This is a genomic window from Pedobacter sp. CAN_A7 (assembly GCF_015752175.1).
GTDB lineage: Bacteria > Bacteroidota > Bacteroidia > Sphingobacteriales > Sphingobacteriaceae > Pedobacter.
Window position 1 is genome coordinate 511070 of the sequence record NZ_JADOUW010000002.1, and the last position, 17023, is coordinate 528092.

The following is a 17023-nucleotide window of genomic DNA, read 5'->3' on the forward strand; positions in this document are numbered from 1 at the left end:
GCCGCTATGTCTATCATCAAACCATCTTTAGTAAAAGGAACCCGCGACTTCTCTCCACAGGAAATGATCAAAAGAAACTTTATTTACGACACCATTAAAACTGTGTTCCGTAAATATGGTTATGCCGAGATACAGACACCATCCATGGAAAACCTATCTACCCTAACTGGTAAATACGGGGATGAAGGCGATAAGTTGATTTTTAAAATCCTTAACAGCGGCGACTACCTGGCTAAAGTAGACGCTGATTTACTAAATAACCGCAACTCAAATGCGGCAACGTCGTCTTTGAGTGAAAAGGCTTTGCGATACGACCTAACGGTTCCCTTTGCGCGTTATGTGGTGATGCACCAGAATGACATAGCCCTTCCCTTTAAACGTTTCCAGGTGCAGCCGGTATGGCGTGCCGACAGGCCACAAAAAGGCCGTTACCGCGAGTTTTATCAGTGTGACGTTGACGTAGTAGGTTCAGACAGCCTGTTGAACGAAGCAGAGTTCACCTTAATTTATCAGGAAGCGCTGCAAAACTTAGGATTGACTGATTTTACCATTAAAATTAACAATCGTAAAATCCTTTCTGGCATCGCCGAAATTATAGGTAAACCAGAATTGATCATCGACATGACCGTGGCCATTGATAAACTTGATAAAATAGGTTTTGAAGGAGTTACCAAAGAACTGCTGGAACGTGGTTTTACAGCTGCAGATATTGAGGTCTTAAAACCCGTTATTTTATTGGAAGGCACAAATGATCAGAAGTTATCCCGTTTGAAAGAAGTACTGGCTAATTCTGTCATTGGATTAAAAGGTATTGAAGAAATAGAGCGCGTTTTTAACTATATAGAAGCCCTGTGTGGCACGCTACCTACAGCCATGAAGTTGGAGCTGGATATTACCCTGGCCAGGGGCTTAAACTATTATACAGGCTGTATATTTGAAGTAAAAACCAACGAAGCTGCAATGGGCAGCATTGGTGGAGGTGGCCGTTATGATGACCTGACCGGGATGTTCGGCTTAAAAGGCCTTACTGGCGTGGGGATCTCCTTTGGTGCCGATCGCATTTATGACGTGCTAGAAGAGTTAGATCTTTTTCCGGATTCGGCTGTTGCCGGCACTAAAGTATTGTTTAGTAATTTTGATCAGGAAGCCGAAAAATATGCCTTGCCACTTTTACAGCAACTGCGTGAGGCTGGTATAGCTGCAGAGCTTTACCCTGCGGCAGCCAAGCTGAAAAAACAGATGGGTTATGCTGATGCTAAGAACATTCCTTTTGTGATCCTCATTGGCAGTGATGAAATGCAAAGCGGACTGCTTACCCTTAAAGATATGCAATCAGGCACACAAGAAAAACTACCACTTGCAGCTATCCTGATCCGTTTACAAACCTTCATTGAAGAAAACCAGTCCTAAGTATTGCAGCGCGCAACCGTAGTCCTGTGCTAAATCAAAACAAACAGGCAATTCCTTGTGTTTAGCTTAGACAATTTATCGTTGGCTATGAGAGCAATTTGGAAAGGATCTATCGGTTTTGGTTTAGTAAATATTCCGGTTAAACTATATTCTGCTGTGCAGAAGAGCAACCTGGACTTGGATATGCTTGATGCAAAAGATCATTCCCGCATTAAATTTCAGCGGATAAATGAAAGTACCCGTAAGGAAGTGTCTTACGATAAAATCGTAAAGGGTTATATGCTTAACGACAACTACGTAATCCTTGATGATCAGGATTTCTCGGATGCTAGTCCGGAGAAAACTAAAATGATTGAATTGGAAAATTTCGTCGACATCAAGGAAATCAATCCCATTTATTATGAGACTTCTTATTATGCCGAGCCTGAAACACAGGGTAAGAAGGCTTATGCGCTTTTGTTAAAGGCTTTGATCCAATCTAAAAAAGCAGGTGTGGCCCGTTTTGTCTTGCGCAACACGGAGAATATGTGTGTGATTCATCCTTTAGGTGAGGTGATTACCGTGACTAAGATTCGATTTCAGGAAGAAATTCGCAGCGCTGAGGATGTTAAGGTGCCTGCCCTGAGCAGCATCAGTAAAAAGGAGCTTGATGTGGGGATGGCTTTAATTAAGCAATATTCCTCGCCATTTAATATCGAAAGCTTTAAAGACGAGTATACCAAGGAGCTATTAAAGATTATTAAAGCGAAGGCTAAGGGTAAAAGAGCAACGGTTAAAAAGCTTAAACCAAGAGCTGCAACAAGTGATGACCTGTATGATCAATTGCTGCAAAGCCTTGGTGGTAAAGGCGCTTAACAGTAGGTATTACCAGCCAGAATACCTTCTATACGGTCAAGCAATTCATCTATATCGAAAGGTTTAGCTAAAAAGCCATTAGGTTTATAAGCCCCATGTTGAATGTTTTGTTCTGTATAACGGGCAGAAATCATGAGAACTGGTATATCCATGGTGTGTTCTGCCCCACGTAATTCCTCCAGAAGGGTACGACCATCACCATCTGGTAACATAATGTCCAGAATAATTAAATCAGGTTTAACGTCATCGATATGTTTTAACATATCAGCACTCTTCTGCAATCCGGTTACCTTATATGATTCACTTTGCAAAATCAGGGTAATCACGTCTAAAATGGCATGATTATCTTCAATTACCAATATATTCTTATATAAGTTCGATCCTTTAGCCAATGTGATTTAATTTAAGCGTTACAATATTCAAAGTTAAATAATGTTTATCAATTTTTATTAATCCCATAAACAAGATTAATGCATTTTTTCTGTTATTATCTATACGCTGTCATAACAATGTTAAGTTAACAATTTAGCGTATGGATTGGGCAATGTAAAGGATATGTTAGGTAACAAAAGGATGTTATTCTTATAATTTGATTAATTTTGCCCTGTTGTATTCGAAAAACAAACATATCAGCCGTTGTTTATCTGTGTTATTGCTCCTGGTTTTTACCATTGCACTAACGCCATGGAATGCTTTGCACCATCATCCGGAAGTAGTGGTTCACCAGGAAGTAGAGAAATCCTGCACCCATGAACTGCACCTGAGCAGTCATGTGGATTCTTGTTTGGTATGTGAGGCACATTTTGTGAAAGATTTTGTTAACAGTACTGCCACTTTCCAGGTGTTTATCAGTACCACCTCATGCCTAATCGTTAACCCTTCTCTGCGTAGTTCATATACGGAACTTGTTCATACCTCATTGAGAGGACCCCCGGCAGCCACCGCTTAATTTATTATTGAGGTCCGCTACAGAAGTATTGCTACTTCTCCATTCTTATTAAACACTTACATGAAACGATTCCAATTGGTAATAGCTATGCTATTCCTATTCCTTTCGGTACGCAGTAATGCTGCCGTACTCATACAATTTAAAGGCAAAGTGATTGATGCTCAAACTCAGCAAGGTTTACCTGGCGCTGTCATTTCCATTCCCGATTTACGTGTGGCTGCCATCACCAATGCCGATGGCGAGTTTACCCTGAAAAACATTCCAGGTCAGGGCAGCTTTCTGGTACAAATCAGGTATATGGGCTATGAAACATTAACCCGCATGGTCGATTTTTCTAACATTGAAACCAACACTTTTTCTCTTAAACAGAGTGTTATTGAAGGCCGCGAGGTGGTGATCACCGGAACGGCAACCAGTTCCAATAGCCGTAAAAACAGTACATCCATTAGTACGGTGAGCAAAGCCGAGTTGCTTGCACACCCATCGACCAACCTGGTTGATGCACTGTCACGTGTACCTGGTGTTTCACAAATTACCACTGGAAACGGCATTTCTAAGCCCGTAATTCGTGGTTTAAGTGGTAACCGGATATTAACCCTAAATAATGGGGTGAAACAACAAGGCCAGCAATGGGGCGATGAGCATGGATTGGAAATAGACCAGTATAGTGCCGACCGTGTAGAGGTATTAAGAGGTCCGGCAAGTTTATTATATGGCTCAGATGCATTGGGCGGGGTAATTAACGTGCTTGATGCACTTCCTGCACCCGAAGGTACCTTGCAAGGTGAGTTATTAAGTAATTACGCCACAAACAGTGGCTTAACCGGTACCTCCTTGATGTTACAGGGTAATGAAAATGGTTTTGTTTACCGTGCCCGCGGATCGTATAAAAATGCACATTCTTTTAAAACACCAACAGGTTATCTGCCTAATTCTGGCTTTAATGAGACCAGTTTCAACGGACAGCTGGGTTTAAATAAACACTGGGGTTATGCACACCTGGATGTTTCGAGTTTCCGTACTAATTTAGGTTTTTACGAGCCTGCGGTAAATGCTGCCGGTCAGTTTGTGGATGAGGATGAAAACACCTTTACCAATGACCAGCTGACCAGCCGCAGTTTGGCCTTTCCAAAACAGGATGTACGCCACTTTAAAATAGCCATGAACAGTAATATTTTGTTTAACTCTGGGAGCTTAAAAACCACCCTGGGCTATCAAAAAAATAACCGTAAGGAATTGGAAGCAGCTGATGAGGTGCCAGAATTGCTGCTCAACATGCATACCTATACTTACGATTTTAAATATTCCTTTAAACCAGTTAATGGCTGGGCACCCGTGATTGGTACTTCAGCTGAATTTATTCACAGCTTGAACACCGAAGGTATGGAGGCCCTGATTCCTGATTTTGATTCTCAGAGTTATGGTGCTTTTGTTTACGTTAAAAAAACCTGGGATAAAAATACTATCAATGCCGGTGCACGTTTCGATTACCACCAACTGGATGGCAAAGAACATATAGCTGAAGAAGAAATGGTATTCCAGAACTTTAAAAATAAGTTCTCCAACGTTTCTGCTGGTATAGGTTATACGCACGAATTTAACGAACAGCTGGGTTTTAAAGCCAATGCCGGTTCTGCTTTCCGTGCGCCAAACATCGCCGAGCTTTCTTCAAATGGTGTGCACGAAGGAACTTTCCGTTATGAAATTGGTAACAGCAATTTAAAAGCCGAACAAAGTTATCAGTTTGATGCTTCCCTGGATTACCAGACGAGCACTTTGAGTGCCAGCATAGGTGGTTTTGTTAACCACATCAACAATTTTATTTTCTATAATACCACAGGTGAAACCATCGACGAGATGCAGGTTTACCGTTCTGTACAGCGTGATGCGCTTTTGCGTGGATTAGAGGCATCACTTACCTTGCACCCGGTAGAATTCCTGCATATTGAAAACAGCTTCTCCTACACCCGTGCTACAAACAAAGCGACTGATCAGCCTTTGCCTTTTATCCCGGCAGCTGCCTTGCGTAATGAACTTCGTTTTGAACCTTCAATTCCAGGAACAGAGAAAACTTACCTTTCCCTGGGTTTAGACAATTTCTTTAAGCAAAACCGTGTAGATGAGTTTGAAACAGCAACCGGCGCTTATAGCTTGTTAAATGCTGCAGTAGGCACCACCCTGAAACTTGGTAAAACGCAGGAGATTTCGCTGTATGTTTCGGGTAAAAACCTGCTGAACAAAAAATACTATGATCATTTAAGTCGCTATAAGCCAGGAAGACTGGATGCCGGGGATCCTACATTCGGAGTGTATAACCCGGGGCGTAACATTACGTTTGGGCTAATTATGCCTTTTAACTTAAAATAAGATATATTAAAATCTGCAAAGGCCGGTTCATTTCAAAATGACCGGCCTTTGTCATTGGTATAAGCCCAATTACCTGGTAACAATGCGCCACGACTTTTAAAACCGTGGCGGTTACGAAAGCTGCATCCTTCGAAATTGCCAAGTAAAGGAATAATATAGTTTATCTTTAGAACTTTCAATAGACCTTATTGTTACTCTAATAAACACATCTACATTGAGAAGACTACACTTATATATCCTGACTATTCTTACACTAAGCACTTCTGCCATAGCCCAACAGACAGATACCCTTTCCATCACCCTGGAAAATGTAAAATACGCTTACCCTATCAAATACTTTCCTATTGTTACTGAAGGCCAGGATTTACGAATGGCTTATATGGATATAGCACCAACAGAGAAGCCCAATGGTCGTACGGTGGTGTTATTTCATGGTAAAAACTTTGGTGGTTATTACTGGACCAACGTTATCAAAGCCTTAACTGCAAGAGGTTTCAGGGTAATAGTGCCCGACCAGATCGGTTTCGGTAAATCATCCAAACCTTTTATTCACTACAGCTTTCATCAGCTAGCGGCCTGGAATAAAGCTTTGCTAACCTCCTTAGGTGTGCAAAAAGCCAATATCTTAGGTCATTCTATGGGTGGCATGTTGGCCACCCGGTATGCCTTACTTTATCCGGAGGCTACCGAAAAATTATTACTCGAAAATCCGATCGGACTGGAAGACTACCGCCAGATTGTTCCTTATGTAAATACAGAACAGCAATACCAGACGGAGTTAAAAGCAACAGCTGAAAGTGTGCGGAACTACTATAAATCCTCCTACTTTACTCAATGGCGGCCAGAATATGAGGAGCTGGTTCGTATTGCCGCCGGGGTAATGCATAGTGCTGATTTCCCACGTTATGCGAAAGTTGCCGCTATGACCTTCACCATGATCTATGAGCAGCCCGTGGTACATGAATTTGCCAATCTCAAGGTACCTACGGTATTATTCATTGGTAAAGACGATAAAACCATTGTAGGAAAAGGTCTGTTAACCCTAGAGCAACAAAAAATGTATGGACAGTACCGTGTGTTGGGTAAACAAACGGTAGCTAAAATACCAAAGGCCAAGTTGGTGGAGTTTGATGCCTGCGGCCATATTCCTCATCTGGAAATTCCCACAGAATTTATGGTGTCTTTATTAGGTGCCTTGTAACTTATTACTATTCATCTTTAAAAAATCCATAAATCTTTACATGAAGAAAGCATTTCTATTATTCTGTTGTACCATTATCCTAAGCTCAGCAAATGCTCAAACCAATAACACTGTAGTTAAATTTAAGAAGAAAGATTCTATAGCAGGTATCTTGCAAAAAGCAGTTCCCACTAAAACAGTAGCCGGAGCGGATAAGGAGAGTCCTGATAATTTCTATATAGACAATTCTATTGGTAAATTGTATGGGACACTTACCCTACCTAAAGACAAAAAGAAAGTGCCTGTGGTGTTAATGATTGGGGGCTCCGGACCTACAGACCGTAATATGAACCAGGGGCAGGGCCTTAGAACAAATTCATTCCTGCTACTTGCAAAAGGTTTAGCAGAAAACGGAATTGCTTGCCTGCGGTATGATAAACGAGGGGTAGGGTCAAGTATGGGGGCAGTAAAAAGCCCAAACTTAACTTTAGATGATTTTATTAATGATGCCAACCTCATGGTGTCAAAACTCGCGTCTGATGATAGATTTTCGCACATCATCGTTCTAGGCCATAGCGAGGGAGCAGCCATCGGCTTAATGACCTCCATAATGACCATGCCTGCAGCATTTATATCACTTAGTGGATATGAAAATGACATGGTTACATTAATTGGCGAACAATTAAGGCCAGCGCTTACCCCGCAGGATTACAAAATTTATACTGAACTGGCAGATAGCCTTAAAGCGGGAAAGATTGTAAACAGGAACTTATCGGCAACACTGGCACCCATCTTCACAACTACCTCCCAGATATTTCTGAGCTCTACCATGAAATATGATCAAAGTAAAGAGATCGAGAAGTTGAAAATCCCAATATTAGTGATCGGAGGTACTACAGATCTACAAATTCAAGCGGAAGCGGCAAAACGGCTCGCGGCAAAGAACCATAGAGCCACCTTAAAAGTTATTCCTGAAATGAATCATGTGTTGAAAAAAGCACCATCAGATCGCCTATCGAACCTTGCCACTTATAATAACCCATCGCTACCGCTTCACGAAGACATCATTCCTGTTATAATGTCCTTCCTTAAAAACCACAGTATATTATAAGCCAATTATCTATTTACTCCAACCTGCTATTTGCTTTCTAAAACTTCCAGCTGCCAAAGTATTTGCTCCTCTCTAATCGGGAAAGATTTGTCCGCTGTTAAACTGGCGTATACTGCTTCAAATAATTCTGGGTACTTGCCTTTCTCTGCGGCAACAAGACTTTGTGTTTTATTCCCCTGTTCATCGATTAATGTCAGTTTCCCAGCCTTATTTCTATCTTCCAGTGCATAAGATGGGTCAGTCGGTTTCATGCCTTTTAATAGCTGGGCTTCCTGTACGTCAGTACGATCTTTTATGAAACTCCCATTGGTGCCATGCAGTACAAAAGCGGGTTGCGCATCTGTAACCAGCATGTTTGCATGCACAAACACGTTTACACTGTCGGCATAACTTAAATGGATGCTAAAGTAATCGTCTACCTGTGTACCTACACGGTTCTTTCCTAAAATCTTGTGGAAACTTAAAGGCTTGCCAAAAATGCTGATCGCCTGGTCTAACAGGTGTGGCCCCAGGTCGTATAATAAACCACTTGCTGGAATTGGTTCTTCTTTAAAGGTTTTAGGTCCAATTTCATTGCGGTAACGGTCGTACCTAAAATGCACTTCGTTTAATTTCCCTAAACTTTGCTGTTCAATCACCTTTTTAACGGAATTAAAATCACTATCCCAGCGGCGGTTTTGAAACACAAATACCTGTTTTCCCACTTTTTTAGCCAGATCAAATACTTCCAGTGCTTCAGCTACTGTTGCAGCAAAAGGTTTTTCGACCAAAATATGTTTCCCCTTTAACAAGGCACGTTTGGAATAATCCACATGGCTGAAATTGGGCGTATTAATGACCACCAGTTGTATGGCCGGATCATCCAGTAACTCATCTACACTGTTATAGCTGATCAGCGAAGGGTAATCCTGTTGCGCCTTTTTTTGATTCCTTTCGGTAATGGCATGCAATTTAAAGCCCGGATGAGCTTCTAAGAAGGGGGCATGAAATACTTTTCCTGACATGCCATAGGCCAGAAGGCCAGTTATAATTACGCTATCCATGTGCTAAAAATACGAAATACAAATTCGATAACTGTATCTTTGGGCCATGAAGCCAGCAGAAATTCATGCCAAATGGAAAGTTCTTCAGCAAAAAATAGCTAAGGAATTTGATTCGGATGTACCGGACCTGAAAGTCATTTTATTTTTAATCGGCGTTCAGGAATTAGGTAAGGGTCCCGGAAAATACAGTAAACGCCAAAAGGAAGAGCTGATGCATATCGCTACCTGTCGTTTATTAAGTGAAATGGGTTTTTATGAACTGGAAGGCCTGGATCAGGATGGTTGGCCGCACTGGAAACTGGTAAAACCGGTTCCCTCTTTTGCCATGATGCAACAGGAACTCCTGCTAATGTCATTAGCGATCGACTATTTTGAAGACATCTACGGTACAGCATAGCCTAAACGAAAACAATAAAAACCCGGTGTACCAAGGTACAACGGGTTTCGTTTTTATAGGTAGATGGTAATGTGTTAATCTTATCCTTGTTGTTTAGCTTCAGTTTTAAGCTCATCATTCGCTACAATAACAATTTCTACACGACGGTTAGCCGCACGGCCAGTCTCAGTAGTATTATCAGCAATCGGCTCATTAAATCCTTTTCCTAAAGTTGTTAATCTTGCACTTGGTACACCTTGTGCAACAGCATATGCTTTAACTGCAGCTGCTCTTCTTTCAGAAAGGCTCATGTTGTAACTTGCTGCTCCTTTATTATCTGTATGTCCAACAATTTTAATGTCAGTACCAGGGTATTCGTTTAACGATGCTGCTAAAGTTTTAACATTGTCTTTTGCAGCCGTTTTTAAGTTCGAACTATCAAAGTCGAACAAAATACCACTATCAAATTTTACAATGATACCTTCACCTTCACGAATTACTTCTGCACTAGGAATGGCATTTTGAATTTCTGCAGCTTGTTTATCCATTCTTTTACCAATGAATCCACCTGCTGTACCACCAACGGCACCACCAATAATGGCACCTACTGCTGTATTACCAGCTTTTTTACCAATGATAGCACCTAAAACACCACCAGCTGCTGCACCAATACCAGCACCTTTTTGGGTTTTTGTTAAACTATCACATCCTGTTAGTCCCATAGCACCTATAGCTAAAGCAATGCTAAATGTTGCTATTTTAAATTTTGAAGTAATCATATTCTATGTTGTTTGTTTCACTCGATTATACTACACCGTAGTCAAACGGGATGCCAACTCTAATTCTGGAGCAATATCCATGCTTTAGCATTAAAGAAGTGGAATTCGGTGATTAAAGTGGGGGTATCGAAACAGTTATTATGACCAGTATTCTGTACAATTTTAGTCTGCAAAATACGCTTCCAGCTCCTTTAACGTGTTTTCGGTCCTTTGTATATCTTTAATCACTACCCCTTTTTCCATCAGAATAATACGGTTGCAAACGTCTGTAACATGGTTTAAATCGTGACTTGAAATTAATGTGGTGAGGTGTTGATCTTTTTTAAGATTCCTTAGCAAGGTTTTCAACCTGATTTGCGTGGTCGGATCCAGGTTAGCAAAAGGTTCGTCCAGAATCAGCAGTTCAGGATTTTGCATTAATGCGGCAGCAATACCCACCTTATTCTGGTTCCCTTTAGAAAAGTCGCGAATGTACTTGCCACTTTTCATGATTTCACCATTAAAGAATTCCTCATATTGTTGCAAGTTATTGACTACATGTGCCACACTTTGTCCATGCAGACTGCCGGTAAACACAAAATATTCCTCGGGGGTGAGGTAATCAATCAAGAATCCTTCATCCAGGAAAGAAGCAGTATAATTTTTCCATTGATCATCTTTCGCTACGTTTTGCCCTTTAGAAGTAATTTCACCCTCATTTGGTCTGATTAAGTCAAGCAGCATGCGGAACAGGGTTGTTTTCCCGGCGCCATTATTTCCAATAACACCAATGGTATCACCAGCATTGATGTGCAGGTGCTCAATATCAACCACTGTACGGTTGCCATAGGTTTTCTTTAAGTTCTTAATTTCAATCATGCTTAGCGTTCTCTAAAGCCTTGGGCTATGTTATATTTTCTTTTTTTCAATGCTTTCACCAGGAAGTCTACCCAAAAGCTTCGTGTAAATATACCGGCCAGGCCTAATGCGGCTACGCCGGCAATGCCAAGGTAGGGGTTCCCAATATGCGACAGCGGTATGTAAATCAAGTAGGGCAATAGCAAAACGGGCAAAGACATTAACATGGATGTGGTGCCTACACCCTGCCAATTGAAACTTGACCCACTGCTCAAATCAATGTATTTATAGTTCCTAGTGGCCATATAAAGCACCAGCACGGAGGCCACACCAATACTATAGAGGTAGCCTGCCAGTTGTATCATTACAATTTTCCAGCTGATGAGGCCGTATAAACTCACTACAATGGTAAGCACGGTAGAGGATAAGGTAAACAGCAAAAATTTACTTTGAATAAAAGTTTTTAGGTTAATTCTGTTGGCCATCAATCCGTCGAATTCCGAACTTTGCCAGCCAAACATAAATTGGCCATATAACAGAATCATGTTGCCCGTCATAAAGATGCCTGCAAAAAGCATCATGCCAAAATCATCATTCTCCAACCGCTTGCCATTGTAAAACAAAAAGCCATAAAACACAAATAGCAATCCTTTTGACACCGTGGATTTTGACCGTTTGTTTCTTAGAATCAACTTAATTTCCATGGCGGCCAGCGTGCCTACATCTCCAAAACGATCTAAAAAGGGATAATCGGTAGCTGTTTTTCTTTTCTCGCCAGTGCTTAATTCCTGCACATACAGGTGATTTTTAAGGTAACTGGCGTTCCAGCTAAACATGGCAATAGCCAGGATGGGGAAAATGATGCCGATTGCGGGTTGGGCTGTTATGAACTGGAAAATGAGGTTTGATACCGCTGCAATAGAAAATACCTGATAATATTCAAGAGCGGCTAAACTAAACAGCAGAATCAACAGACCAAATACAAAGGGCATGTTTACCATCGACAGTCGTTTGATGTATAAAGCCAGGTAGTTGTTAAAAAGGGCCAGGGAAAATATGGCCAGGGCATACATGCCTCCAGTTAATGTGCCATAGTCTTCGCTGATGTTGACGAGGCAAAAAGGAAAAAATAGTACTATTGGAATGAGGTTAAAGGCGTTGAATAAAGCCCGGATATTTAAAAAGCTGACCAGTTTGTTTTTACGAATGTTAAGGTGCAGGTAAGGCACAATGGATAAAGTAGGTAATTCCTGCAATTGTAAACGCATTAAAAAGTCAACAGCAAAATAATAAAGTATCAGTCCGTTAAAAGTAACGATAGGATCTACTGCCGGAACCAGGCGTGGCAATAAGTCTTCTAAAGCCATGCCGATAAATGTGGCACTGGCTAATATCCAGAGAACCAACAGGCCGAGGAAGATTTGTATTGCAATGCTACTGCCTTTGCCGCTGGAGCGTAAAAAGCTAGTCCATTGGTGACTTAAAAATGTGAAGAGCATATGGTTTAGTAGTTATATTTTGATTTCCAGTTTTGTCGCAGTTTCTCTCTCAATTTATCCTCAGCCGGGTTTTTGCCGGGATCGTATAGCTTGGTGCCGCTCAATTGTTCCGGAAGGTATTCCTGTGGAGAGAAATTACCCTCATAACCATGTGAATATTGGTAGTCTTTTCCATAGCCAATATTTTTCATCAGTTTAGTAGGTGCGTTACGCAGGTGCAAGGGCACGGGTAAATTGCCTGTTTGTTTAACCAGCGACTGTGCTTTGCTGATGGCTTCGTAAGAAGCATTGCTTTTTGCAGAGGAAGCCAGGTAGGTAACTGCCTGAGAGAGGATGATCCTCGATTCGGGAAACCCAATGACATTAACAGCCTGGAAACAGTTATTGGCTAACAGCAAAGCGTTTGGATTGGCATTGCCTATATCTTCGGAGGCCAGGATCAATAGCCTGCGGGCAATAAATAGTGGGTCTTCACCACCTTCAATCATGCGGGCCAGCCAGTAAACGGCGCCATTAGGGTCGCTGCCACGGATAGATTTGATAAAGGCAGAAATGATGTCATAATGCTGTTCGCCAGCCTTATCATACAGAGCAAGGTTTTGCTGCGCATGAACCATCACATTTTCGTTGGTCAGCACCAAAGTGTCGCCGCCAATGCCGTTCACAGCAATCTCCAAAACGTTCAACAGTTTACGTGCATCGCCACCAGAAAGGCGCACTAAGGCTTCGTGTTCCTTAATGGTAATGTTTTTTTCTTTCAACAGCACGTCCTGTTGCAGGGCAGTATGTAAAAGACCTACAAGCTCATCTTCTTCTAGCGATTTCAAAATATATACCTGAGCGCGGGAGAGTAAGGCCGAGATGACTTCGAAAGAGGGGTTTTCGGTTGTGGCACCAATTAAGGTGACTAAACCTCGCTCAACGGCACTCAACAGGCTATCCTGCTGTGATTTGCTGAACCGGTGGATCTCATCAATAAACAAGATGGGTAATCCCAGGAAACTGTCTTTGAGTTGAGCTGCTTTATCGATGACCTCCCTAATGTCTTTAACGCCTGAATTAATAGCACTCAGGTTAAAAAAGGGTCGGTCGAGGGTTTGGGAAATGATATACGCCAGGGTAGTTTTGCCTACACCCGGCGGGCCCCAGAAAATCATGGAAGGCAGTTGTCCGCTATGGATTGCCTTCCTTAATACGGCATCAGCACCTACCAGGTGCTTTTGGCCAACGTACTCGTCCAGGTTTTGGGGACGCATACGTTCAGCTAAAGGTGGTAAGTTTTGCATGACGTAAATATATTAAAAAGGATTACATCGCTTTCTTTTTATGCCAAACTTTCTTTTGTTGCGGTCTGCGGTTTTTAGCTGCCTCCGGGCGGTGTACCGCTTCAATGGCCGCTATTTTTTCGGGTAATTCCTGAGGAACAATTTTACGTTCAATCAGTTTCTCGATGCTTTCCAATTTACGTTTGTCACGTGAATTCACCAGGGTAATCGCTGTGCCTTTAGTTGCTGCCCTTGCGGTACGGCCAATGCGGTGAACATAATCTTCCGCATCATGAGGAACATCAAAATTAACCACCAGGTCAATACCCTCCACATCAATACCCCTGCTTAACACATCGGTACCAATTAAAATTGGCAGTTGTTTGTTTTTAAAAGTCTGTAGGATACTCTCTCTTTCTTTTTGATCAAGATCAGAGTGAAAAGCTTCGGCTTTCAAGCCTAAACCCCTGAACACCTTGCCCAGGTTTTTTACTTTTTCCTTAGTTGATGCAAAAACGATAATGCTTTTGTAACCACCGTTTCTAAGCAAGTCGGTTAATAGTGGCACCTTCTGGTCATCATGCACCATGTATATCTGCTGGTCAATACCTTCTGCAGGTTTAGAAATAGCTAAACTGATTTGCAAAGGGTTTTTAAGCAATTTAGCCGCCATGGTTCTGATTTTTGGGGGCATGGTTGCTGAAAACATCACCGTTTGCCTAACTTCCGGAAGGAAAGAAATGATTTTCATGATGTCATCGTAAAAACCCATGTCGAGCATACGATCCGCTTCATCAAGCACCAGGTGCTTCAATTGATCGAGCTTTAACAAGCCAGATGAAAGGTGAGAGATCAGCCGCCCGGGGGTAGCAATAATCAAATCTACACCATCCCGCATGGAACGTTTTTGTTGCTCATAAGCAATACCGTCACCTCCACCGTAAACGGTGAGGGAACTGATGTTGGTGAAATACGAGAGTGCTTCTACCTGTAAGTCTATTTGTTGGGCCAGCTCCCTGGTAGGAGCTAAAATCAGGGTATTGTTATGTCTGTCTGGCGTTTCACTAATCATATTCATGATTGGTAAAAGGTAGGCGCCGGTTTTACCCGTACCTGTTTGCGCACAGGCTATTAAATCTTTTTTATCTAATATTATTGGGATCGCCTGTTCCTGTATGGGGGTGGCGCTGCGAAATCCCATGGCCAGTAAGCCCTCTAATAATTGAGGGTTAAAATTAAAATCTTTGAAATCCAATGTACTTGTTATTGTTACTGTATTCTATAAAAGTAACTTAAATATTTATTTATTCCTATCAGCATAGCCAAACACTTTCTGCAAAAGTGTGGTTGAACGGGCATTTATATTGTTTCTGATCTGCAATTCTTCTTGTGCAATCTGAATAAACATTCCCTCCAGGGCTTTCTGTGCTACATATTCCGACAAATCAGGATTCACAGATTTAACCAGGGGCAAGGTGTTGTATTTTGTTGCCGCATCGGTCCAATATTTTGTAGCACCTACTTTATTTAAGCTGTTGGCTACAACCGGTTTAAACTTTTCCATCAGCTGTGCAGTAGTCACTCTTTTGAAATAATTGGTTGCTGCATCTGAGTTTCCCAGCAAGATATTGGTAGCATCCGTTAAAGTCATTTGTTTAATGGCGGCAGTAAAAATTGGCTTTGCTTCTTTAGCGGCATCTTCTGCTGCACGGTTTAAGCTGGTCACCACATTATCAGCTAAAGAACCTAAACCCAGGGTTCTTAAGGTTTTCTCTACTTTCTGTGCTTCCTCGGGGAAAGCTATCCTGATGGCCATGTTCCCTAAAAAACCATCTTTAGCAGCAAGTTTGTCGGCACCAGCTGCCGTTCCCAGCTCTAAAGCTTGTTTTATGCCCAGGGCAATTTCTGTTGTACTTGGATTAGCGGTAGAAGGAAATTGTTTTAAAATGTTACCTAGTTGTGCCTGACTTTGAACGTCGCATCCGGTAGATAACAACAGACAGCCGCCAAGGAGGCAAATGTAGACTTTGTTCATGTTGTGTTTTTGCGGTGGAGTTAGCAAATCTCTGGCCAAGCGCTAAATCTTTCAGAAAATATAATTATACTTGATCAATTAACTCCGCGATATCAATGTTTATTAAAACAGACAAACGTCATCCCGTACCAGAAGATTCCTGGTTGCTTGCTCAATATAAAGCAAGTGGCGACCTCGAGTACCTGGGCGAACTGTACAACCGTTACATGCACCTGGTGTATGGGGTTTGTTTAAATTATTTCAAAGATGAAGAGCAGAGCAAAGATGCAGTAATGCAAATTTTTGAAGAACTGGTGATCAAATTGCAGAAACATGAGGTGCAAAACTTCAAAAGCTGGCTGCATGTTTTGGCCAGGAACCATTGTTTAATGGCCATTCGTAAATCGTCAAGAAATCCAACGGTATCATTGGAAGATACTTTTGTGGAAAACGGCAATTTTGTGCATCTTGATCTTGACGATGCAAAGGAGCAGCAGCTCAGCGTAATGGAAAAATGCATGGAAGCCTTGCCAGAAGAACAACGCAAAAGTGTGGATCTGTTTTACCTGCAGGAGAAATGTTATAAAGAAATCGCTGAACTGACCGGGTACGACTTAATTAAAGTAAAGAGTTATATCCAGAATGGGAAGCGGAATTTGAAAAATTGTATCGAAAAAAATAGCAGTGAATAAAGATTGGTCTACAACAGCAATTTTAGAAGATTACCTGAATGGTAATCTTGCGCCACAGGACATGTACCAGGTGGAACGCCAGGCAATGGAAGATCCTTTTGTGGCTGAGGCGCTTGCGGGCTTAACTGCCAATCCCGATGGCCTGCAGTCAATATCTCTGCTGCAAAAACAATTGCGGGTTAGGGTGGCGCAGCAAAAGACCCATCAGAAGGAAAGTGTAGTTACCTGGCAGCGTTTAAGTATTGCGGCTGCAGCTGCGGTATTGTTCATTACTGTAGGTATTGTGTTCTGGATGAAAAATAATGTAAACCGGGATGAACTGGCAAAACAACAAGCGGCTACAGTAACTGAAACTACTTACGTGACTACGGCACAGCCTGTAGGGGGCTATCCGGCTTATCAAAAATATATAGAAGCTAACAATAGGTTGAAAGCTAACAAAGCAAATGCACAGGTGAGCCTGACATTCCTGGTGGTTAATGGAAAGGCTACAGGAATTGAAGTGCTGAAATCACCCGGACAGGCCTATACAGATGAAGCGATCAGGCTGGTAAAGGATGGTCCGAATTGGGAACTAACCACCAATAGCAATAAAGTAAGCCTGAGTATCGGCTTTTAAAACCTGAACATATTATACAAAAAAACC

The 17023-nt window shown here is 41.8% G+C and carries 17 protein-coding genes; 9 read left to right on the forward strand and 8 right to left on the reverse strand.

Annotation, left to right across the window (positions count from 1 at the left end; genetic code table 11):
• Nucleotides 1-6: 6 nt before the first annotated feature.
• Together hisS and ku are read left to right on the forward strand one after the other, a co-directional pair.
• Nucleotides 7-1410, forward strand: coding sequence for a histidine--tRNA ligase (gene hisS, locus IWX76_RS08310; protein ID WP_196859439.1), 1404 nt, complete (start codon nucleotides 7-9; stop codon nucleotides 1408-1410).
• A gap of 87 nt (nucleotides 1411-1497) precedes the next feature.
• On the forward strand, nucleotides 1498-2265 hold the full coding sequence (ku, locus tag IWX76_RS08315; protein ID WP_196859440.1) for a non-homologous end joining protein Ku: 768 nt from the start codon (nucleotides 1498-1500) through the stop codon (nucleotides 2263-2265).
• On the opposite strand, the gene IWX76_RS08320 is transcribed toward ku, so the two are convergent.
• Nucleotides 2262-2657 carry a response regulator transcription factor gene (locus IWX76_RS08320; protein WP_196859441.1) on the reverse strand — a complete coding sequence of 132 codons (396 nt, stop codon included), beginning with the start codon at nucleotides 2655-2657 and terminating at the stop codon, nucleotides 2262-2264. The genes ku and IWX76_RS08320 overlap by 4 nt on opposite strands.
• Before the next feature lie 215 nt (nucleotides 2658-2872).
• On the opposite strand from IWX76_RS08320, the gene IWX76_RS08325 reads away from it, so the two are divergent.
• The 4 genes from IWX76_RS08325 to IWX76_RS08340 all read left to right on the forward strand — a co-directional run bounded on the left by IWX76_RS08325 (nucleotide 2873) and on the right by IWX76_RS08340 (nucleotide 7872).
• Entirely contained in the window at nucleotides 2873-3214 is a 342-nt protein-coding gene (locus IWX76_RS08325) for a hypothetical protein (RefSeq protein ID WP_196859442.1), read from the forward strand.
• 60 nt (nucleotides 3215-3274) lie between these two features.
• Nucleotides 3275-5581 carry a TonB-dependent receptor gene (locus IWX76_RS08330; RefSeq protein ID WP_196859443.1) on the forward strand — a complete coding sequence of 769 codons (2307 nt, stop codon included), beginning with the start codon at nucleotides 3275-3277 and terminating at the stop codon, nucleotides 5579-5581.
• 214 nt (nucleotides 5582-5795) lie between these two features.
• On the forward strand, nucleotides 5796-6782 hold the full coding sequence (locus IWX76_RS08335) for an alpha/beta fold hydrolase (protein WP_196859444.1): 987 nt from the start codon (nucleotides 5796-5798) through the stop codon (nucleotides 6780-6782).
• Nucleotides 6783-6822: 40 nt separating this feature from the next.
• On the forward strand, nucleotides 6823-7872 hold the full coding sequence (locus IWX76_RS08340) for an alpha/beta hydrolase family protein (protein ID WP_196859445.1): 1050 nt from the start codon (nucleotides 6823-6825) through the stop codon (nucleotides 7870-7872).
• A gap of 26 nt (nucleotides 7873-7898) precedes the next feature.
• On the opposite strand, the gene IWX76_RS08345 is transcribed toward IWX76_RS08340, so the two are convergent.
• Nucleotides 7899-8915: a Gfo/Idh/MocA family oxidoreductase gene (locus tag IWX76_RS08345; RefSeq protein WP_196859446.1), complete on the reverse strand. Its 1017-nt coding sequence runs from the start codon at nucleotides 8913-8915 to the stop codon at nucleotides 7899-7901.
• A 46-nt stretch (nucleotides 8916-8961) separates the two neighbouring features.
• Between IWX76_RS08345 and IWX76_RS08350 the strand changes: the two genes are divergently transcribed.
• Complete coding sequence (locus IWX76_RS08350) at nucleotides 8962-9312, forward strand: hypothetical protein (protein ID WP_196859447.1); 351 nt, start codon at nucleotides 8962-8964, stop codon at nucleotides 9310-9312.
• An 80-nt stretch (nucleotides 9313-9392) separates the two neighbouring features.
• Here IWX76_RS08350 and IWX76_RS08355 read toward each other — a convergent pair whose 3' ends face one another.
• The 6 genes from IWX76_RS08355 to IWX76_RS08380 form a co-directional block, all read right to left on the reverse strand.
• The gene (locus IWX76_RS08355; protein ID WP_196859448.1) at nucleotides 9393-10070 is read right to left on the reverse strand and encodes an OmpA family protein; all 678 of its coding nucleotides are present in this window, start codon (nucleotides 10068-10070) and stop codon (nucleotides 9393-9395) included.
• Between the two features lie 162 nt (nucleotides 10071-10232).
• On the reverse strand, nucleotides 10233-10928 hold the full coding sequence (locus tag IWX76_RS08360; protein ID WP_196859449.1) for an ABC transporter ATP-binding protein: 696 nt from the start codon (nucleotides 10926-10928) through the stop codon (nucleotides 10233-10235).
• A gap of 2 nt (nucleotides 10929-10930) precedes the next feature.
• Nucleotides 10931-12406, reverse strand: a complete 1476-nt coding sequence (locus IWX76_RS08365; protein ID WP_196859450.1) for a DUF5687 family protein — start codon at nucleotides 12404-12406, stop codon at nucleotides 10931-10933.
• A gap of 5 nt (nucleotides 12407-12411) precedes the next feature.
• Nucleotides 12412-13692, reverse strand: a complete 1281-nt coding sequence (locus IWX76_RS08370; RefSeq protein ID WP_196859451.1) for a replication-associated recombination protein A — start codon at nucleotides 13690-13692, stop codon at nucleotides 12412-12414.
• Nucleotides 13693-13714: 22 nt separating this feature from the next.
• Entirely contained in the window at nucleotides 13715-14926 is a 1212-nt protein-coding gene (locus IWX76_RS08375) for a DEAD/DEAH box helicase (RefSeq protein ID WP_196859452.1), read from the reverse strand.
• 45 nt (nucleotides 14927-14971) lie between these two features.
• Nucleotides 14972-15706 (reverse strand): DUF4197 domain-containing protein, encoded by a 735-nt coding sequence (locus IWX76_RS08380; protein WP_196859453.1) that lies wholly within the window; start codon nucleotides 15704-15706, stop codon nucleotides 14972-14974.
• Between the two features lie 95 nt (nucleotides 15707-15801).
• On the opposite strand from IWX76_RS08380, the gene IWX76_RS08385 reads away from it, so the two are divergent.
• Entirely contained in the window at nucleotides 15802-16377 is a 576-nt protein-coding gene (locus IWX76_RS08385) for an RNA polymerase sigma factor (protein WP_196859454.1), read from the forward strand.
• Nucleotides 16370-16996, forward strand: a complete 627-nt coding sequence (locus tag IWX76_RS08390) for a hypothetical protein (RefSeq protein ID WP_196859455.1) — start codon at nucleotides 16370-16372, stop codon at nucleotides 16994-16996. Before IWX76_RS08385 ends, IWX76_RS08390 begins: the two co-directional genes overlap by 8 nt.
• Nucleotides 16997-17023: the final 27 nt, after the last annotated feature.